This is a genomic window from Virgibacillus sp. (genome assembly GCF_013393565.1).
Lineage (GTDB): Bacteria > Bacillota > Bacilli > Bacillales > Amphibacillaceae > Virgibacillus > Virgibacillus dokdonensis.
The window spans coordinates 1-19,297 of the sequence record NZ_JABXHF010000040.1 but is presented as its reverse complement, the minus strand read 5'-3'; the positions used below and the strand labels follow the sequence as shown (position 1 = coordinate 19,297).

Annotated in this window: 19 protein-coding genes; 10 read left to right on the top strand and 9 right to left on the bottom strand. The window is 35.8% G+C overall.

Translation table 11 applies throughout. The features are described from left to right. Positions 1-2: 2 nt before the first annotated feature. Together HLX49_RS10055 and HLX49_RS10050 are read right to left on the bottom strand one after the other, a co-directional pair. Positions 3-1,235: an MFS transporter gene (locus tag HLX49_RS10055; protein WP_077703043.1), complete on the bottom strand. Its 1,233-nt coding sequence runs from the start codon at positions 1,233-1,235 to the stop codon at positions 3-5. A 180-nt stretch (positions 1,236-1,415) separates the two neighbouring features. Continuing rightward, positions 1,416-2,063 (bottom strand): phosphatase PAP2 family protein, encoded by a 648-nt coding sequence (locus HLX49_RS10050; protein WP_237342716.1) that lies wholly within the window; start codon positions 2,061-2,063, stop codon positions 1,416-1,418. Between the two features lie 125 nt (positions 2,064-2,188). Here HLX49_RS10050 and HLX49_RS10045 point away from each other — a divergent pair, with 125 nt between their 5' ends. Both HLX49_RS10045 and HLX49_RS10040 read left to right on the top strand, forming a co-directional pair. Beyond that, the gene (locus HLX49_RS10045; protein WP_077703042.1) at positions 2,189-2,623 is read left to right on the top strand and encodes a ferritin-like domain-containing protein; all 435 of its coding nucleotides are present in this window, start codon (positions 2,189-2,191) and stop codon (positions 2,621-2,623) included. A 520-nt stretch (positions 2,624-3,143) separates the two neighbouring features. Next, positions 3,144-4,313 carry an amidohydrolase gene (locus HLX49_RS10040; protein ID WP_296361633.1) on the top strand — a complete coding sequence of 390 codons (1,170 nt, stop codon included), beginning with the start codon at positions 3,144-3,146 and terminating at the stop codon, positions 4,311-4,313. 145 nt (positions 4,314-4,458) lie between these two features. Here the strand turns inward: HLX49_RS10040 and HLX49_RS10035 are convergent, their stop codons facing one another. Continuing rightward, positions 4,459-5,670 carry an ABC transporter permease gene (locus HLX49_RS10035; RefSeq protein WP_077703040.1) on the bottom strand — a complete coding sequence of 404 codons (1,212 nt, stop codon included), beginning with the start codon at positions 5,668-5,670 and terminating at the stop codon, positions 4,459-4,461. Then, positions 5,663-6,409 carry an ABC transporter ATP-binding protein gene (locus tag HLX49_RS10030; RefSeq protein ID WP_296361630.1) on the bottom strand — a complete coding sequence of 249 codons (747 nt, stop codon included), beginning with the start codon at positions 6,407-6,409 and terminating at the stop codon, positions 5,663-5,665. Before HLX49_RS10030 ends, HLX49_RS10035 begins: the two co-directional genes overlap by 8 nt. A gap of 834 nt (positions 6,410-7,243) precedes the next feature. Between HLX49_RS10030 and rbsK the strand changes: the two genes are divergently transcribed. Genes rbsK through HLX49_RS10010 form a run of 4 tightly spaced genes read left to right on the top strand, consistent with a single transcriptional unit; the run spans position 7,244 to position 9,743 of the window. Further along, entirely contained in the window at positions 7,244-8,164 is a 921-nt protein-coding gene (gene rbsK, locus HLX49_RS10025; RefSeq protein ID WP_296361628.1) for a ribokinase, read from the top strand. Positions 8,165-8,170: 6 nt separating this feature from the next. Next, on the top strand, positions 8,171-9,097 hold the full coding sequence (rihC, locus tag HLX49_RS10020) for a ribonucleoside hydrolase RihC (protein ID WP_077703037.1): 927 nt from the start codon (positions 8,171-8,173) through the stop codon (positions 9,095-9,097). Between the two features lie 24 nt (positions 9,098-9,121). Continuing rightward, entirely contained in the window at positions 9,122-9,304 is a 183-nt protein-coding gene (locus HLX49_RS10015; protein WP_296361625.1) for a hypothetical protein, read from the top strand. Then, on the top strand, positions 9,264-9,743 hold the full coding sequence (locus HLX49_RS10010; protein WP_296361623.1) for a GbsR/MarR family transcriptional regulator: 480 nt from the start codon (positions 9,264-9,266) through the stop codon (positions 9,741-9,743). The genes HLX49_RS10015 and HLX49_RS10010 overlap by 41 nt, the downstream gene beginning before the upstream one ends. 100 nt (positions 9,744-9,843) lie before the next feature. Here the strand turns inward: HLX49_RS10010 and HLX49_RS10005 are convergent, their stop codons facing one another. Next, positions 9,844-10,179 carry a DUF1878 family protein gene (locus tag HLX49_RS10005; RefSeq protein WP_296361621.1) on the bottom strand — a complete coding sequence of 112 codons (336 nt, stop codon included), beginning with the start codon at positions 10,177-10,179 and terminating at the stop codon, positions 9,844-9,846. A gap of 529 nt (positions 10,180-10,708) precedes the next feature. On the opposite strand from HLX49_RS10005, the gene HLX49_RS10000 reads away from it, so the two are divergent. The 3 genes from HLX49_RS10000 (at position 10,709) to HLX49_RS09990 (ending at position 12,805) form a co-directional block, all read left to right on the top strand. After that, a complete protein-coding gene (locus tag HLX49_RS10000) occupies positions 10,709-11,260 on the top strand; it encodes a DUF3267 domain-containing protein (RefSeq protein WP_077703027.1) in 552 nt (183 codons plus the stop codon). A gap of 357 nt (positions 11,261-11,617) precedes the next feature. After that, complete coding sequence (locus tag HLX49_RS09995; RefSeq protein ID WP_077703026.1) at positions 11,618-11,803, top strand: hypothetical protein; 186 nt, start codon at positions 11,618-11,620, stop codon at positions 11,801-11,803. A gap of 111 nt (positions 11,804-11,914) precedes the next feature. Beyond that, positions 11,915-12,805, top strand: coding sequence for a peptidylprolyl isomerase (locus tag HLX49_RS09990; protein WP_077703025.1), 891 nt, complete (start codon positions 11,915-11,917; stop codon positions 12,803-12,805). A gap of 50 nt (positions 12,806-12,855) precedes the next feature. Here HLX49_RS09990 and HLX49_RS09985 read toward each other — a convergent pair whose 3' ends face one another. Continuing rightward, on the bottom strand, positions 12,856-13,053 hold the full coding sequence (locus HLX49_RS09985) for a sporulation YhaL family protein (protein ID WP_077703024.1): 198 nt from the start codon (positions 13,051-13,053) through the stop codon (positions 12,856-12,858). A gap of 309 nt (positions 13,054-13,362) precedes the next feature. On the opposite strand from HLX49_RS09985, the gene HLX49_RS09980 reads away from it, so the two are divergent. Then, positions 13,363-14,583 carry an HD domain-containing protein gene (locus tag HLX49_RS09980; protein WP_077703023.1) on the top strand — a complete coding sequence of 407 codons (1,221 nt, stop codon included), beginning with the start codon at positions 13,363-13,365 and terminating at the stop codon, positions 14,581-14,583. A gap of 284 nt (positions 14,584-14,867) precedes the next feature. Here the strand turns inward: HLX49_RS09980 and HLX49_RS09975 are convergent, their stop codons facing one another. From HLX49_RS09975 to HLX49_RS09965, 3 genes are read right to left on the bottom strand one after another with little or no spacing between them, the layout of a single operon-like run. After that, a complete protein-coding gene (locus HLX49_RS09975) occupies positions 14,868-15,434 on the bottom strand; it encodes a GbsR/MarR family transcriptional regulator (protein WP_077706853.1) in 567 nt (188 codons plus the stop codon). A 38-nt stretch (positions 15,435-15,472) separates the two neighbouring features. Then, a complete protein-coding gene (locus HLX49_RS09970; RefSeq protein ID WP_296361613.1) occupies positions 15,473-18,433 on the bottom strand; it encodes an ATP-binding protein in 2,961 nt (986 codons plus the stop codon). A gap of 9 nt (positions 18,434-18,442) precedes the next feature. Next, positions 18,443-19,231: a metallophosphoesterase family protein gene (locus tag HLX49_RS09965; protein ID WP_296361611.1), complete on the bottom strand. Its 789-nt coding sequence runs from the start codon at positions 19,229-19,231 to the stop codon at positions 18,443-18,445. Positions 19,232-19,297: the final 66 nt, after the last annotated feature.

Sequence of the window (19,297 nt, the reverse complement as noted above, 5' to 3'; positions counted from 1 at the left end):
CTCTATGAGATTTCAAGGTTACGAAGGCGCTTGAAATTAAAACTAATCATAGCGATAATGACAATAAAAATCCCACCACCTATCATAATATACCGTATATCTACACCTAACGCGATTAGCGTAGAAGTTGCTACGTAAGAGATTGGAATTAAACCTGTAGTTACGGTTATTAAAAGCCCCATAATTCTCCCTAACATACTTTTGTCTACTGTTTTTTGCAAAATAGTGAAGATCGGAATATTAACGAATTGCAATAAAACTGCCATACATAATACAAGAATAGCACTCATATACAGTTGATTGGACATTCCAATAAACGTATAGAGGCACCCAACCACTAATAAACTTACTAATATCACCTTTCTGTAGTTTGTTACTTTTTTCACTGCTAAAAGAATCGCTCCTAGCATTGCACCGAGCCCCATCGCTGTTTGAACTGTTGCTAAACTAATAGCACTTCCATCAAAAACATCTTTTACAATGATCGGCATTCCAATGGAAAAAGGACCTGAAAAGAAAAAGTTAATAAAAAAAGCGATAAACATAATAGATACGATAAAATCGCTTTGACGTACATACAGGAACCCTTCCTTTAAATCCTTCCAAGGGGAATGTGCATCACTTTCCTCTTTTTCTTGTTTTAATTGAATAAAAAGCACCGTTAAAGCTCCTATCAATAGCATAACACAAGCAACAGAAAAAACCCCCTTAAAACCTAATACAGCTAATAATACGCCTCCTAAAGCAGGACCTAAAATAGGGCTTATTTGCATGGTCATTTGAATAAATGAATTACCTTGTTGCAATTGATCCTCTTCCAATAATAATGGTGTCATGGAGTTTGTAACCGGGTAACTAAAAGCATCAGCGATCCCAAACAATGCAGCTAAAATGATTAAATGCCAAACTGTTACCATATTAAGATAGAGGAATAATAAAAGCGCAGCAATGAATAAAGCCCTAAGCGAATCAGCAATAAATAAAATGGTTCGTTTATTAAACCTATCAGCAACAACCCCACCAACTGCTAATAGTAACAATCGCGGAACAGAAGCTGCGAAAAACAACATGCCAAAATAAACTCTATTTTCGCTAATCGTTAACATTAACCACTCTGCTGCGATTAAATAAATGTAGTACCCAGGTGCAGAAAAAATAGAGCCAATAAATAATAACAAAAAATTTCTATTCTTTAATACTGGTACTGTCTTACTTGTTTCAGATATTGCTTCCATATTCATTTCTCCTCTCATAAATAACGAGATGCTCAGAACAATGAAGCTTTTCATCCAATTGGAAGTTGCTATGGTAGTCTAATGCTAGCAAAACCTTCACGAAACGCATCAGCATCTCTGTTATATTTATCCTACCAGTAAAAAGGAAGCGAGGAGAACGATCTATGGACTGCTTTCTTCTCAGCCTCTAGACGGAGAACTTTGTCTGCTTGTTAACTGATAGAGATATACCAAACCAACCAAGCATAAAAAACCTATAAAGAACCCTGCAAGAACATCCGTTAAATAATGGACATTAATGATATATCGACTAATGCCTATTAATAGTATCAAACCGGCAAAAAAGACTTGGATGAGCCATTTTTTTGTCTTTTGCTTTAGACGATTGGACAGGAAATACGCAACTAAGCCGTAGCAAACCATTGAAATCATAGCATGGCCAGAAGGAAAACTATGTCCTTCTGCATTTGCTGCAACGAGTACACTCGGTCTTTCTCTTTCCACCAAATGTTTAATGGCTATGTTAAAATAATGCGTTGAAAGTGTCCCTAAGCTATAAATTAGTGCAGGTATTATACTACGGTATATCCACCAAAAAACAAATGCCATTACAAGGACAAACGGAATTGTAAAAGACGATGAACCCAGCTCTGTAATCCAGCGAAAAGCAGTGTAAATGGCTGTATTATCTAATCTCTCTACTACATCACGTGTCCATTGATCGACATATGGCATTGTTTGATTTGCCACTTTATAACCCCACAGCAATGTGAGAACAACCCCAATGAAAAATACGATCGCATACAAATACATCATACTTCTTCTCATAACCAGATCCTCTCCTTAATTTTTGTCTTTTTTCACATCATACCCGAATTTACGTTTTAAAAAAACAGAGGAGGGTAATAGATATGTGGAGTATTTAAAGAAGTTTATGAAAGGATGGATTGCAAATGGAACAAGACTTACAAACATTAATTGATGGTTTAAATGAAGACTTAGCAAATGAATATGGCGCAGCTATTCAATACACGTATAGTGCCTCCGTAGTTAGCGGACTATATCGTTCTGCATTAAAACCTTTTTTTGAAGCAGAAGTGACAGATGAATTAGGACATGCTTTATACCTTTCCGAAAAAATCAGCTCTTTAGGTGGCACACCTACAACTAAAGCAGCTGACGTTCCACAACCTACAGACGTTAAGGATCTATTACAAGCAACATTACAAGCAGAAGCAGATACAATTAAACGTTATGAAAAAAGGAAAGAGCAAGCTGAGAAATTAGGCTACACGGAACTTGTTGTAAAATTAGAAGATATGATTGCTGATGAAACACATCATAAAGAAGAAATTGAGCGACTACTAGCTGATCCACGCTTAGCATAGTCAATCCTAATATTTAAACAAAGGTGCAGGGCGCCAGTGTAGCAACGTAGCGAATGAAACGAATCAACGAAAGAGTTAGGAATCATGCCACTAAAACAGGGGTATACCAACATACGGAGGCAAGCCCTTCTTTAGTCGGCTTTCCTCTTAGGGACGAACAGATGATGACTTAGCTTAAGGCAATTTCGTAAAGTCGCCTAGTCGCTGGGCGATGGAGCCGAACAAGGGCTATTCGGTTATTTCGTTATACACAAGCACCTCACTTTATACTTTCTTATCTTTTTAGAAAAGACTTGGTCTATCACCAAGTCTTTTCGGTATACTTTCCTACATCCACTATTTCCGCACGTCTTATACTTTTATTTAGCCAAAAGTTACTGTAGATGATATGCCTCAGCATGCTTTTGTACTTTCATCGAGCAAGTACATACATCACCTTTGTTTATTTTTTCAAAAAATAGATTCTTTTTATACATTGCTAATGGTATAATTACAACTAAAAACATTGGAGGTACGTTCTTTGTTAAAACAAATAAATCACTCCATTGAAGCTTTGTATGAAGAAATGGTACATATTCGGAGACATCTTCACCAATATCCAGAGCTATCGTTTCAAGAAACGAAAACAGCTGCCTATATTGCAAATTATTACAAAACACTAGGTATACCTTATGAAGCAAACATCGGAGGTAATGGTGTCATTGCAACTTTAAAAGGTGGGAAGCCAGGAAAGACAATTGCATTGCGAGCCGATTTTGATGCGCTTCCCATTCAAGATGAAAAAGATGTCCCCTATCGTTCTAAAGTAAAAGGCATTATGCACGCATGTGGGCATGACGGTCATACAGCTACATTGCTAGCTTTAGCTAAGGCATTAATAACGTACAAACAAGAATTGCCTGGGACGATTGTTTTTTTACATCAACATGCAGAGGAATATGCACCTGGAGGAGCAAAACCCATTATCGATTCAGGTGCCATTGATCATGTTGACGCTGTTTTTGGCACCCATTTATGGGCCACAACGCCACTTGGGGTGTTACAAACATCCAAACAGGCTTTTATGGCCGGAGCAGATCGCTTTGTAATAGAAGTCCAAGGCAAGGGTGGTCATGGCGCGTATCCACATGAAACAAAGGACGCCATCGTTATTGGATCACAAATCGTGTCGCAATTACAACAAATTGTCAGCAGACGAATTAACCCGTTAGATACAGCGGTTATAACCGTAGGCATTTTTGAAGCTGGTAAAGCATTTAATGTAATAGCTGACAAATCAAGACTTGTAGGAACGGTACGATATATAAACCCTGCCTTACAAGCAATAATTATGAAGGAAATGGAAGTAGTCATTAAAGGAATATGTATGAGTCAAGATGCCACCTATAGATTTGATTACATCAAAGGGTATCCCCCTTTAATTAATCACAAGGAAGAAGCAGCACTTTTGTTACAATTGGATCAACATATCAAAGAGATTACAAAAACCGAAACGATTGAGCCTTCTATGGCTGGTGAGGACTTTGCATATTATCTGCAAAAAAAACCTGGAGCGTTCTTTTTTACAGGCGCTCAAAAAGATAAACAACCATTTCCACACCACCATCCAAAATTTGATTTTAATGAACAGGCTATGCCAATAGCTGCCAAAACACTAATAACTGCTTATTTAGCTTATCAAACTAGATAATACATCCCTTTAAAATAGATGTTGAAGGTATAATGATACTACGCAAAATCTCATTCAACCGTATCATCTATCATCCTATTTATAGCTGTTAATTTAGACTAATGCACATAAAAAACACATGAGGTAACATACCCCTCATGTGTTTTTACGTAAGCTTTCGTTTCACATAGCCATCTACAAACAACCAAGAAAATATAATCCCACCTGCAAATGTTATCATGGCCCCTATATATATATCCATTACGATAAACACTGCCGTAAATAAAATCACTTGTACGATACTTAATTGCAATAGTAACTTTAATAATGATTGTTGGCGAATTTGCAGAGAAACTGGGTAGAGATCCAGCCACAAAATAGTACGGTGATGCTGATATAAGGTCATCATTTGAAAACTACTTAAATATAAAAACAATAAAGCAAAGATAATTTTCAACCATAATGGTGGAATCACATAAATAAGTACCCCACCTATAACGACTAATCTCACATACATACCAAGGTAATCACCACTTCGTATCAAAGTAATTCGATATAAATAATCGTACGTAGCTGTTCGGGTAAAAGGAACTATACTAACGATACGGACCAACCAATGCCGTTTTTTCACTCGACTTTTTAAATGAGGTACATCTGCAAACATATTCGCTAATCGGTAAAATGCTTGCATACGACTTTGATCTTTTTCCACCAGTAAATCCCATAGTAATCCAGGACGTTTACTCGCTATTTGATAATCATACAAAAACACAATGGCAAAAAGCAATGTTGTGATACCGGCTAATAACATGCTGCCAGATATAAAAAAATAAAAGACAGCTATATTTAACACAGTACGAACGACTGTATCAATTAACCGAGAATCACGTTCCCTCACTTTGAGCATCCACCAATTCGCAATTAGGTTGGCGAATTTAAATACAAGCAACAATGCAATGGTTATGAGATATACAACCCCAGCACGATTGGCGAAAACAGTTGTATATAACGGGCCCAAAGCTGCAGCAGCTAAAAATACTAAATACAATTGAATCGTAAAGCTGTATGCAATAGCATTACGAAAATAAGCTTTCATTTTCTGTTCTGCTGGAATTAAAAATACAAGATCTGGCTCTTTTAACAAGGTGCGCACTGGACTATAACTTGCTATCAAGCCAAAAACAATGGATATAACCCAAGCAGCAGGAAAATCATCTGGGATCTCTTGCAACCACTTTTGGTAATAAACAGCTAACGCAGAGATGAAAAATAGCATTGCAATAGCTATATGACCATTAAATATATAGCGTAAATAACGACTTGTCTCTTTTAAATGCGCTGAAAACCGTTCCTTGAAAAAATGGTGAGAATTAAACATGGTTATTTTCTTCCTTTGTTAATTGTACATACAAATCATCCAAAGTAGCATGGGGCATTTTAAAGCTCTCTCTTAATTGATCCAGACTGCCATCAGCTCGTATCGTTCCGTCATGTAATATAACAAAGCGATCACAATACCGCTCTGCTGTTGCTAAAATATGGGTAGACATCAGCACACCCGATCCATTTTCTTTCATCTGATTCATTAGCTGTAAATAAGATTGAATACCTAACGGATCAAGCCCTACAAAAGGCTCGTCTACAATATATAATGGTGGTTCAATTAAAAATGCACACATTATCATAACCTTTTGACGCATACCTTTGGAAAAATGGACAGGGAACCAGTTCAACTTCTTCTCCATTCTAAATTCCTTTAATAAAGGCTCTAACCTTTTTTCAAATATATCTTGCGGAATATCATAAGCCATAGCTGTTAAACGCAAGTGTTCATACAATGTCAGTTCATCATATAAGATAGGCATTTCAGGAATATAAGCCATTTGATTCCTGTATGTCTCCGTATTTTCTTGAAATGTTTTTCCGTTTACAGTAATCATCCCTTTTTTTGGTTGCATTAACCCGATAACATGTTTAATAGTAGTGCTTTTCCCAGCTCCATTTAAACCAATTAAGCCAACGATTTCACCTGTATGTACCGTAAAGGAAATACCTTGTAACACATGCTTATGCGTATATCCTCCATAAAGGTTTTCAATATGTAGTAAAGATTCCACAAATGCCCCTCCTCTTCTATTGTTTATATTTTAGCACTTGCTCAATATAAAAAACAAAGTAAACAGTATGCTTTTTTTCGACAAATATAAGTTTGCCTTTGTCACAAGGTTTTTACAGCAAAATGTTACCTTCTATATACAAGTTGTCATAATAATTCCTATAGTATTAGAGGTCTTGGGTTATCACCTTTAGACGAATATTCTTCGTTTTGTTTGTACTGTAATCTCCATCATTTCCTAGGGTCTTAGAAAAACTTGACTTATCGCCAAGAAGGCGTAGTTCTTCTTATACTATAAACCTTTACTTTAAGCTTTTACACTTTCCTATAGTACAAAAAATATTTTTTGTGCACGTATATTTTGTAGATTACTGCTAATAATAAGTAGCGAAGGAGAAAAAGTTCTTATAAATATCCTCCAAACATTTTATTAATACAAGAAAAATGTATACAGTCCTAACTGTCTGCACAGATTCTTTTTAGTAATTTGTTTCTTGAAGGATACGTTGTCCAGTCTTTATGCTGTTCCACTAGCTGGAACTAACTAATGATCATGTAAACAACTTTATGAAGCAAACCCCGCTCTATGAAGTGTACTGTTTACTTCACAATGCATAAGAACCCTCTCCTTCAAGAGAGCTGGTCCTTAATAAGGCCAGCTCTTCTATGTCTTCCTCCCTTTTTTACTCATTCCAACTATTGATTCAAATTAAAAACTTTAACATTCATTCGACAAAATTCGATATTTGTATTGACTATTTTTATGTGCACGTTGTATATTTATTATGATAAAACGTTTTATCAAAAACAATTTTTACGTAAAGGAGGGAATATATTGAAGAAAGTACTTATTTTTGGAAGCTTAAATATGGACCTTTCCATTTATACCGATCGCATTCCAAATAACGGAGAAACGATACAAGGAAAAGACTTTTTCCTATCCCCTGGAGGTAAGGGGGGAAATCAAGCTGTAGCTGCCGCTAAAAGTGGAGCAAATGCTTGGATAGCAGGAGCAGTAGGCACAGATTTATATGGGAACAAATTAGTAGAAACGCTAAAAAAATATAAGGTGAATTGTGATTATATAAAAATGCGCCGACGTGTAACGACCGGAATTGCCATGATCATTAGAAATGATGGAGACAATCGAATTATTTTAGACAATGGAGCCAATGACGACGTTGATTTCCAAGACGTCAACAAAATGCTGCAAGATATCGGTCGTCCTGGAGATATTTTTTTAACGCAATTTGAGAACGATTACGAAACCACTTTGCACTCACTAAAAGCTGCAAAGGAAAAGGGACTTTTTACTATATTAAACCCTGCACCAGCTAAACATATTACTAAAGCCAATTATCTTCATATTGATTTACTTATCATTAATCAATCAGAGTGTGAATTTTTATCGGGAATATACCCATCCGAAGAAAGCGAATACAAAAAAGCAATACAATACTTTCAGCAACAAGGAGTTCATGCGGTACTGATTACCTTAGGAGCGGAAGGGAGTATAGTTGGTGAAGATACAACCATCCATTTCGTGCCTGGTCTCTCTGTAAATACTGTAGATACAACCGCTGCTGGAGATACTTATATTGGGGCGCTTGCCTGTGAACTTTCTCATGGAAAAACAATTCAAAAAAGTATGGAATATGCTACGTGTGCCGCAGCGTTAACCGTATCTAAAGCCGGTGCACAGAAATCCATACCTACTAGACAAGATTTAATTGATTCCAAATATGTAGAGGAGTAGATATTGATGAATGACAACCAAACACCTATTATTATTGATACAGATCCAGGAATTGACGATGCTGTAGCCCTTGCTGCCGCATTATTTAGTAAAGAATTGGATATTAAATTGATTACGACAGTTGCTGGTAATGTAAGTCTCGAAAAAGTAACGTACAATACGTTACGGCTATTACAATTTTTCAAAAAAGAAATTCCTGTTGCTGCTGGTGCAGACCAACCGCTAATTAAAGAACCGATAGATGCGAGTAATGTTCATGGTGAAACAGGTATGGATGGTTATAATTTTCCAGAGCCTAACGAAAATCTCTTATTAAAAGAGCATGCTGTTAACGCGATGTACAAAACTATTCTTCAAAGCAATAAGCCAATTACGCTTGTACCCATTGGACCATTAACCAATATTGCACTACTTATAAGATTGTATCCAGAAGTGAAAACAAATATTAAAGAAATCGTATTAATGGGCGGATCTACAACGCGAGGGAATTCTGGAGTCATGGCTGAGTTTAACATTCATGCTGACCCCGAAGCCGCAAGTATTGTATTTAACAGTGGCGTACCCATTGTAATGGTTGGATTAGATGTCGGTTGGAAAGCACTCGTTTACCCTGAGGACAGTGAAAAATTGAAAACATTAAACGAAACCGGTCATATGATTTACCATTTATTCCAAAAATATCGTGGTGGTAGTATGAAAACTGGACTAAAAATGTATGATAGTTGTGCTATAGCCTACTTGCTATGTCCACAGATGTTCACTACACAAAAAGCTTATGTAGGTATTGAGCTAAATGGCTCCTTAACAAAGGGGGGTACTGTTACTGACTTGAAAGGATACTTAAATATGCCAAGTAATGCGACCGTTTGTTTAGACATTGATGAAAAATTATTTAAACAATGGTTTTTGGATAGTTTACAAAAATGCAACTAAACAACTCAAACAGGAGGAAACACCATGACAGATAACTTAATTATGTATAGCTCAGCAATCCTAGCTGTTATTATCGTCATTTATATGCTAGTAAAGAAAATGGACATAAAAGTCGCTTTATTTTCGATTGGTATACTTTTAATATTTATAGGGACGAGTATGGGCAATGAAATTCCAATGGCCGACTTTGAAACAACCGGTACTTGAATTTACAAAGACCATCGAAATGTTTGGACTAACACCATTAGAGTCACGACTATTTACATATTTATATTTAGCTGACAAACCGATGACACTAGATGATATGGCGGAGGCACTAGGGAAAAGTAAAACGGCGATGAGTACGAGTATTCGAACGCTCGCAGACCAAAATTTAGTCACACGCGTTTGGAAGAAAGGTGTGCGTAAAAGTCTTTATAAAGCGCATACACAATTATTTAAAGCATTTATGATTTCTTATTTGAACAAGTGGGTGGAAGCAGTGAATCAACAAAAAAGCGCATTTATAGAATTGGAGCAAATGATGAAAGAAATAAAGAGGAATCATACTAATTTAAAATTAAAAGCTACGGAAGAACGTCTTCAGGAAATTATTCAGTTTCACCAGGAAATGGAAGATGTATTTCGTGAGGTAAAAAAGGATTAGCAAAATGACAATAAATCTGTAAAGCAGGCAGTGGAATTCATTATTTTACTGTAAAATAAGATTGCCAGCTTCTCAGAAGAAAACACATGTATTTTGTATGCTAATCCCCTAGATTTTCCATGATTTTTAAAAACTCATTCATTAAAGAAGGATAATATCCTTCTTTTTTTAGTGCATAAATAGTTTGATGAGGTGCTAATTTTTCAGTTAGCATACCAGCAAAATGGACCAATAAGGAAGAAAAATCTAATAATCCTGCATTCTTTTGTTTTTTTAATTGATCTTCTAGCAGATCAAGTAAGCGAATTAAGTGATTGTATTCATCTTCTGTTACACCTTGTTCTATAATTAGCTTTGTAAACGGGTGTGCTTCCTTATCAATAATTTTGGAAAGTAAATGCAAGTGAAAAGCAACCGTTTCTGCCTCATTTTTCATAGGTATTCCCTCGTTTCTCCTTTCCAGCCTATTTTTCTATTATAGCATAAGTAGGAGCACACCCGTATGGCAAAAGCCGTTCCCGTCTAATGTATTCAAGAACAAAAGCGCGGGGCGCCCGTTTAGTAACGTAGCGAATGGAGCGAACCAACGGACATAAAGGAATCATGTCACTAAAACAGAGGTATGCCGACGTCGGACGGCAAGCGTGTTTTTAGTTGGCCTTCCTCTTAGGGACAAACCGATGATGACTTAGCGAGGGCAATGGAGCACGGACGTGGCTAATCGATTATTTCGTTATCCACACCACAAGCAACTAATTTTATACTTTCCTATAGTGCAAAAATAAACAGCATTTTAACTTTTATAATTTAGCCGCTCTATATAACAAAATTACTGTTTTTAGGAAAGAAATTTAAACATTTTTTAACAAGTAAAAAATCTGCTTCAAACCTATTGCTTTTTGCAGCCATTTTTACTATGATTCTTGAAGGATAAGTAACTTTTTATAGGAATTGGAGGGATCCACATGAATTGTTGGAAATCCATTAACCTTGCAAAAGACTTTGGTCGTAATCGATTATTTCTTATGTCAAGCTTAATTACGTTGTTTTCTTTTATTCTTTTATATGTAGTAATAACCATGGCACAAGGTTCAACAGCAGAAGTTAGTGAGGTCGGAATTTTACCTTTCTTTCTATTTCTCATGCTTTTACCAATGGTTCATTCGTCCATGCACATACTTCCTTTAATTCTAATGAATAAACGTATGAGAATCGTATTTAAATTTAAAAATAGATGCTTTCCTGTGTTCTATTATTATACAAAATATCACTTAACCAAAAAAGCGTATTTACTTGCAACTATAGCACCAACCGCTTTATTAACTATCCCAGGAGTTGTTGCCAGTTATTACTTTCACTCCTATTCAGTGTACATTTTATTACTTACATCCGTAAATATCGGTATTGCTTTCATTGATTTACTATATATTTGTCAGCTCTGGAAAGCGCCCAAATGTTCACTCATAGAGAATAATGAAGACGGTAATGGCTTAGATATACTAATTCAAGGTTCATAACCTAAAGATGTGCTTAAGTTTTATCCAAACAGCTAATTAAAAAACTTCAACCTGCTAATTGTATACTCTCTATAATGTTAAAAAGCCGAACAATACCAATTTTATTGTTCGGCTTTTGCTATATCTTACTTGTTCATCCCCTATTTTCTACGTTAGTAGGATTGTTTCATGCTTAGATGGTAGGGCACCATGATGTTCTAATCGGACAAAGAAACCAATTACCCCTATTCAGATGGTTAAACTTTTGGTACAGTAAAGAATATGATATTTTAAAATGACAAGGAGATTAAGAGCCCTTCGTCGTTCCTTTTTAGAGCCAATAAGTATAATCTGTTCTTTAAATATAGGGGGGGTACCATGAATATCATTTTTCTCATTTATGGATTTATAATATTTCTTATTTTTAACTCTTTAACGCATAAATTATGTATTAAACTGGAAATGGAAGCACTAAAACAAGGGAAGATGTTTCGAGTAATTAATCTAATGATTACTATTCTTCTCGTCAGTTCCTACTTGCGATTGATGAACGCAATGGTATAACCAAAATTTTTTGTTGTTATTTTAGAAATGAACTGTATTTTTAACTTCATTCTATGTTATATTAATTGCTAGGGGAGAATTATTGTACAAGCAGATTAGGAGTGTTTGAGTATGAAGAAAATAGCAATTGCTGCTACGTTAACTGCTAGTGTATTAGCACTAGGCGCGTGTAGTTCTGGAGATGACGAAGCTGTCGTTGAAACTGGAGCTGGAAATATAACGAAAGATGAGTTTTATGAAGTACTAAAGGATCGCCATGGCGAAGAAATTTTACAGGAATTGGTGACTGTAGAAGTACTTAACGATAAGTACGAAGTTTCTGACGATCAAGTTGATAAAGAAGTTGAAAAAATGAAAGACCAACTTGGTGAGCAATATGATATGGCTATTGAACAACAATTTGGTAGTGAAGACGAATTGCGTAACATGATAAAAATTAGCTTATTGCAGGAAGAAGCGATCGCTGAAGATGTAGACATTAAAGAAAAAGAACTTAAACAGCTTTACGACCGTAAAAACAAAGAAATACAAGCACAGCATATTTTAGTAGAAGACGAAGAGACTGCTAAGAAAGTCAAGAAGAAGTTAGACGATGGCGGAAAATTTAGTGACTTAGCAAAAGAATATTCTACAGATGGAAGTGCTGAAAAAGGTGGCGACCTAGGTTACTTCTCTGCGGGACAAATGGTGCCAGAATTTGAAGATGCTGCCTATAGTATGAAAAAGGATGAAATTAGTGATCCAGTCAAAACACAACATGGTTTTCATATTATTAAAGTAAATGATATTCGCGATAAAGAAGAACAACTTGGAAAATATGAAGATGTAAAAGAAGACTTACGTCGTGAGCTATTAACAAAGAAAATGGATCCTGCTAAAATGCAAGAAAAAATTGATAAGCTAATTAAAGACGCAGACGTTAAAGTAAAAATTGACAAATACAAAGATTTGTTTAAACAAGACGAGAATAAAGAATCTGAAGATACAGAAGCAAAAGGTTAATATACCCATTTAAAACAGAGGCTAGGCCATTCGTTGGCACTAGCCTCTGTTTATTCATCAGTTGCTTGTTTCCCCCTTTCTTTCAACTCCCTCCCCTTTCTAACACGCTCCATGTAAACTTCCCCTTCTTGCTCAATGAAATGCTGTTCCATTCTTCTTTCAGCAACCATTCCCCGAAAAGCCATATATCCGCTAACAAAAATTAGTAAAATCATAACAAACACCCACCAAGGTACACCGAGTATCATATTATCTCCTCCTACTTGTCTCTTGTACAAGTATATGTTTACTACAGAAAAAAATAACTTCGATATGAAATATCACTTTATCAAAGCTAATATCTATGCTGATAAAAACAAGGATGCATAAGCAAAGGGGATTTTCCTAGCGAAGTTAAGAGCTTTTTTCACTATAAGAAAGTATACATTTATTTAATTTAGGTGTTTTCCGCTATAAAAACTTGGCGATAAGCCAAGTCTTTATAACAAATTATTTTCGATAAAACATGATTTAAGATACACTTAAATCAGCTTAGTAAAATGGAGTGATGATACATAATGACATTGTCTTATTTTTACAATTTTGTTCCTATCACCTTTAACTGCAATGAAGCAGAACGAAAAGAAATTCTTAACCAATTCCCAGCGCCTGTTTTACCTGATTCTACGGAGTTTTTTAACATAGCAGATGCATCTCCTGGTAACCACGTGAAAGTTCGAGTACTTCTTAATGAATTTCATGTACAAAAAACAAAAACAAATAAACAGTATCTTAAAATGCTGTTTAGCAATAATGCTGGTACGATAAATACAAAAATGTGGGATAATCAAGGTGCTGTCGATAGGCATCAACCTATTTTAGAGAAATACGCTGTTTTTGACATTGAAGGAATAGTCGATGATTTTCGCGGACATAAATCTTTAACAATTCATCAATTAACTCCTTGCACAGAAGAGATAGACCCATTTTCATTATTAGCTTACACCCAACAAAATATAGACGATTTAACTATTGAATTATTTTCCTATCTAAATGAATTAGCAATACCATATAAAGACATCGCATTAGGGGCAATGCGTCAATTTTGGGATCAGTTTAGAATTAGACCTGCCGCAAAAGGGTTCCACCATAATTATTTAGGTGGCCTATTAAAACATACGGTTGGCCTAATGAGATTTGCTAGATATATAATTAAAATAGAAGAAAATCATTATAAAGCTGTCATGAAGCTAATTAATGTAGTAGAAAAAGCTTTTAAAAATGAATTATGGTCGCAATTTCAAACAAGTGAAAATCAACAACTTATCTGGAAAGGTACCATAGATCACCTCTACGATATGTTGCAAGGTATGATGGCCTATAAGGAACAAGAACCTAACTATGATGTAATCATGACGAGCATTCTATTTCACGATATTGGTAAGTTAATAGAGTATGACCATGCTGGAAAAACATTTGAAGCATTTAAATTTCTCTTCCCTACAGCTGACCATTCCGATTTAGAAAATAGAAAGCAAGCGGGAATTACAATGGATGAATTAGGAGTAATGGTTGGTCATATTCCTTATGGCGTACTGATCCTTACAAAGATGATCGAAGCAGAAGGCATAGAATTATCTTTAGGAGCTATTCATCAAATGTCACATTGCATCCTCTGCCATCACGGGCTACCAGAATGGGGAGCCTGTGTTCGAAAACCGCAATCTATTGAGGGGTATATTATTCATATTGTGGATTTTTTAGACAGCCGATATGAAAATGCTGAAGAGATAAAGTAATTCTTCATTTTCTATTTGTTCCTATCAAGAGAAACCTAGGCTTGCCGTCAATGCTTTATGGAGAAAACTATTTTTTTAAAGTACACAGTAAAAAAAACTTAGGAAAACTTGGCTTTTCACCAATTCTTATAGCGGAAAAAACGCCGTCATTTTGCTTATACTTTAAACCTGAAAAACTTAGTAATTTCCTATAAGTATAAAAAGCCTTGCTATAAATGAGAAGCAAGGCTTTTTTCCATCAATGGTAAGGAGACATCGGATACTTGTTTTACCTTGAAAAATGATTAATGTTTTGGTATATAGTTAAATATTTCACCTGATTCAATCACTTGGATAAATTTCATTAACCATTCATAGTAATTTTTAGCATACTCTAACCGTTCTATATCCGCATGAATCTTTGCTTTTAATTGCTCATCTTCTGTTTCTCTTGCTATCTGTTGAAGCTCCGCCATCGCTTCTTCCGCTTCTTCAATATTTGTTTCCGTATGGTGACGCCAACGATTGCCAAACAAAGAAGTAAAAGATTTATACCAATCTTCTTCAGATTGATAAAGGTCTTTCCGAATACCACGTTTAAAAGTGGATTCCACCATTTTCATCTCAGACAGCGTCCTTACACCTGTCGACATGCTTGTTTTACTCATTTCAAGTGCATCACGCATATCGTCTAAAGTCATTGGCTTATTAGAGAAATATAATACACCATATAATCTGCCCACTGAAGAAGTAAGGCCGTAAAGGTTCATATTTTTAGCAATGACTTGAATGAATTTTTCAATTGTTTCATCATATTTTTCCCAGTCTTTGTATTCATTTTTCTCTGGCACTGGATGTCCCTCCACATGCATTATAATCATATAATCTGCAAATAGTTTATCATTTATTGTTAATGAATGCGAATAGAATTTAACATTTGAACAAAACTTCTTTTTTTCGCTACTTCAATAAGGTCTTGTTTACACGTGAAAACGATCACTTGTTGCTCTTGTGCAATGCGTTCAAGTAGCATTGCAACACGCTTTGTTCGCACCGAATCAAAATGTACAAAAGCATCATCAAGGATAAACGGTAAAGCATGTTCTTCACTCATACTTACACTAACCGCAAAACGTAATGCGATATATAATTGATCCATCGTACCTTGAGATAACTCTTTCACATTTAAACGTGTACCATCCTCTTTTTCCACCGTAAATAATCGCCCTACAGTCGGTGGGTAAACACAGCGATAGTTCTCTGCGGTTAATTCGCGAAAATATAATGAGGTTTTTTCGATCACCTTACTTATATATTTACTCTGATAAGATCGCTTCGCCTGTAATAGCATTTCTTTTGCCGCTTTTAATGTCGCCCAATGTCTAGCTTGTTGATGTAATGCTTCCTGTTCCATTTCTTTTTGATGAATCAATGTAGAATAATCTTCTTTTTTCTCCAATATATCTACTTCCGTATGAAACTTTGCTAATTTTTGCTGTTGTTCGTCTACATGCGCCTCCAACTCTGTAGTGATTTGATGTACTTTTTTCTCTTCCTGTTCCAACTCAAAAACAGAAGGGGTTTTATGTAGCAATGCTTGCCACTTTTCTTTAGGAAACAAGAAATCAAGCTGAGCTACTAATTCCTCCTCTTGCTTCTTGAGTGATTGCAATCGTTGTTTCTGCTTTCCTTTCTCGTAATACACTTCTTCACTTTCTACCAGAGCTGCTTTTAATAAGTGATTCATTTCCAATTCTAAAGGCTTCATTTGTTCGTATATCTGTTGCAATGCCCATTCATTTTCAGCTAACTGATTTTCATAATACGATCGTTGGTTCAGATGTGCTTCATTTTTTGTCAAGGAGTCTTCTACATATTGAAATTGTGTTTGAACAGTCTGCTCCAACCATTCTCCATTTATACGTTCGATAAACGCACTCAGTTTCGTGTGAATTGTTTGCATATGTTGTGCTTGTTTATTGTAAATTGTTTCATCTTCTTCCATTCTTTTATGAATAAACTGTAACTGTTTTAAACTATGAAAGACATCTATCCAATATTGGGGAGCAAGTTGTGCTAAAAATGGATAAATACGTTGCTCAGCAAGAATACATTCATCCATGCGCCTCATTTGCTCCGATAATTGTAACTGCTGTTCTTCTTGTTGTAACGCTTTTACATCGACCGATTTCAATTGTTCTTCCATTGCATCAAGCTTTGTGCGAAACTGTAATTCTTGAGCCACAGATTGCTCTAGACGCACTCTCTCGTCATCTGTAATAGAATAATGCAGCTCACTTGTCGACGCTGTAAACCATCTGTCCATCTCTTTTATCGACTGTGCTCGCATCTTCCATTGAAAGAAAGCTAAAACCACTACAAACGGAGCCACAAATAGAAGCTTGTTATAATCCGTAACACTGCCCACAAATGCTAAAACGAATGCAACAATAATCCCGCTAAGAAAGAATGATCGTGTTTGCTTTTGTTTTCGCTGCTTTTCTTGCTGCCAATTAGCTGCGTTCCTTTTTTGTTGATCCATGGATAAGGAAGAATCAGACGTTTGTGCTTGTTGTAGCTGTGCTTTCCATTGCTTTAATTGATGTTCTTTAGCCATCCGTTCTTGAATAGCTTGTTTTTCTTCCATCAGTTTCTGCCGATGCTTTGCCAATTGTTGTTTTTCTAGCTGTAGTTGCAATTGTTTTGCATCTAATTGGTCTAAATCCTCTTTTATTTTCTTCCAATTCTTTTCCGTAAAGATAGACAACTCTAGTTTACTTACTTCTTCACGATTTATCGGTAATTGGAGGTCATTACAAATGGTATTAAACTGTTGTTGCTGTTTTTGTAATGATTGCGACAAATTATCTATTTGATCCTGGAACTGTTCATAACGGCCCATTTCTTCCATCATTTTTTTACCATCGTCATTCAAATCCACTGGTAATAGTGTTTCGTCTAATAATTTTATTTTGTTATGGTAACGCGATTGGTTTGCTTCTAAAACGGCTTGTTTACTCTTTAAAGGCAAGAGCTTCTCTTTTAACTGCTCCCAGCGCTCTATTCCCGCTTCAGGAAAACAAATTCTCTCTGGCATCTGTTTTAATTGCTTATGGATAGATTGAAAAGCTTGAATTGTTGGCAAGGCATGTCTTTGTTTTTCTATAGAAAATCGTTCTTCATATTGATCACTAATACTGTGTTTTATATCCCTTAACGATTGCTCTAATTCCTTTATATGCTTTTGTTTTTCTTGGTACGTTAATTCTATCCGTTTCCAATCATTGGCCTTTGTTTGAATTTCTTGAAGCTTCGTCAATTGTTGATTGATAAGCGGATTCTTTCCAGATGGTTTAAATAACGATCCTAGTTGCTGATCCAATCGTTTTTCTACTGTATATAAATTCTTCACCCCTGTTAACCCAATTCCAAGGATAATCTCTCCTAGGTCATCCGCCTGCATGTCGGAAATGCCCATTAAGTCTTTAGCAGAAAAAGAATATATAGACTGATATGTTGCCAACGTCATTCCTTTAAGCTTATCTTGAAGCCAAACTTCTCCTTTTTCATCCCCATCTGATGTATAAATAACTGCTTCGCTATGCCTACCTTTGTATAAACGTTCAATCATACACATATCTCCATGAAGGGAAACATGTAATCTGCCTCCGAACTGTCCACTTGTTTTCGGGCGATATAATTCACATTGTTTAGGTGGTAAGCCAAATAACATAAATAGGATAAATGTATGCAAAGTAGACTTGCCTGATTCATTTTCTCCGTAAATATAATGGACTGCACGACTAGAAAAATCAAAGGTCTCATTCACCCATTTTCCAAACCCGAAAATGGTTGCTCGTTGAATAATCACATTTCTCCCTCATTCCTTTAACAGTTCATGAACAAGAAGTTGTTTTGCCGCTGTTTTGATTGTTTGTTGTTCTTCCTCTGTTAACGACGGTAAAAACTTGCGTGCTTGCTGTTGCTTATAAAGGTCTGTTAACAACGGTTGCACTGGCTGTTTTTCAGCTTCACGGAGCATTTCACCAATGAAATGATTGCCATAATATAAAGTTTCATCAATATTTGTTTGCCCGTAAATTGTAAAATGAAAAATGTACGACCAAGGATGAAATTGTTGAAGCGTTTCATTGACTACATCTATTACATCTTCTATGTGTCCATCGCGTTCCCATTCATAAATATGCTCATACTTACTTTCTAGTTGTACATCGATTAACTGTGGTGTTACAGCTGTCATCTCTTTTAGTGTTGCTAATAGCACGCTCTCCATATCAAAAACCGTGTCACATGCTGTTATGTCTACGGATGCATGCTTAATTTGAATAGCTTGTAGCGGCAAAAATTCCAGCTGTGCTTCATTTTTTGTAAGGCGAACATGATAACAACCTTTTTCACCTGTTTCTTTACGGTGTCGACCTTGAATATTTCCCGGATATATGATTGGAGGTGTTTGTTTTACTATTTGTCGTTGGTGAATATGTCCTAGCGCCCAATAATCCATATCTATTTCTCTAAGATCTGATATTTTAAAAGGGGCATACGTATCGTGCTCTGTATTACTTTGCACGCTCCCGTGTAACATGGCAATATGAAAGGCTACAGCTGGATTTTTTATCTCATATTCGGCCACTTTATTATCTAACACAGCTCGTTTTTCGTAACTAAAGCCGTAAATTTTTGCAACGGGTTCGCCGTTTTTGACCTATTTATA

Coding starts and splice junctions, on each gene's coding strand:
- HLX49_RS10055 (WP_077703043.1), bottom strand. CDS start 1,235: ATGGAAGCAATATCTGAAACAAGTAAGACAGTACCAGTATTAAAGAAT.
- HLX49_RS10050 (WP_237342716.1), bottom strand. CDS start 2,063: ATGAGAAGAAGTATGATGTATTTGTATGCGATCGTATTTTTCATTGGG.
- HLX49_RS10045 (WP_077703042.1), top strand. CDS start 2,189: ATGGAACAAGACTTACAAACATTAATTGATGGTTTAAATGAAGACTTA.
- HLX49_RS10035 (WP_077703040.1), bottom strand. CDS start 5,670: ATGTTTAATTCTCACCATTTTTTCAAGGAACGGTTTTCAGCGCATTTA.
- rihC (WP_077703037.1), top strand. CDS start 8,171: ATGAATGACAACCAAACACCTATTATTATTGATACAGATCCAGGAATT.
- HLX49_RS10015 (WP_296361625.1), top strand. CDS start 9,122: ATGACAGATAACTTAATTATGTATAGCTCAGCAATCCTAGCTGTTATT.
- HLX49_RS10010 (WP_296361623.1), top strand. CDS start 9,264: ATGAAATTCCAATGGCCGACTTTGAAACAACCGGTACTTGAATTTACA.
- HLX49_RS10005 (WP_296361621.1), bottom strand. CDS start 10,179: ATGAAAAATGAGGCAGAAACGGTTGCTTTTCACTTGCATTTACTTTCC.
- HLX49_RS10000 (WP_077703027.1), top strand. CDS start 10,709: ATGAATTGTTGGAAATCCATTAACCTTGCAAAAGACTTTGGTCGTAAT.
- HLX49_RS09995 (WP_077703026.1), top strand. CDS start 11,618: ATGAATATCATTTTTCTCATTTATGGATTTATAATATTTCTTATTTTT.
- HLX49_RS09990 (WP_077703025.1), top strand. CDS start 11,915: ATGAAGAAAATAGCAATTGCTGCTACGTTAACTGCTAGTGTATTAGCA.
- HLX49_RS09985 (WP_077703024.1), bottom strand. CDS start 13,053: ATGATACTCGGTGTACCTTGGTGGGTGTTTGTTATGATTTTACTAATT.
- HLX49_RS09980 (WP_077703023.1), top strand. CDS start 13,363: ATGACATTGTCTTATTTTTACAATTTTGTTCCTATCACCTTTAACTGC.
- HLX49_RS09975 (WP_077706853.1), bottom strand. CDS start 15,434: ATGCATGTGGAGGGACATCCAGTGCCAGAGAAAAATGAATACAAAGAC.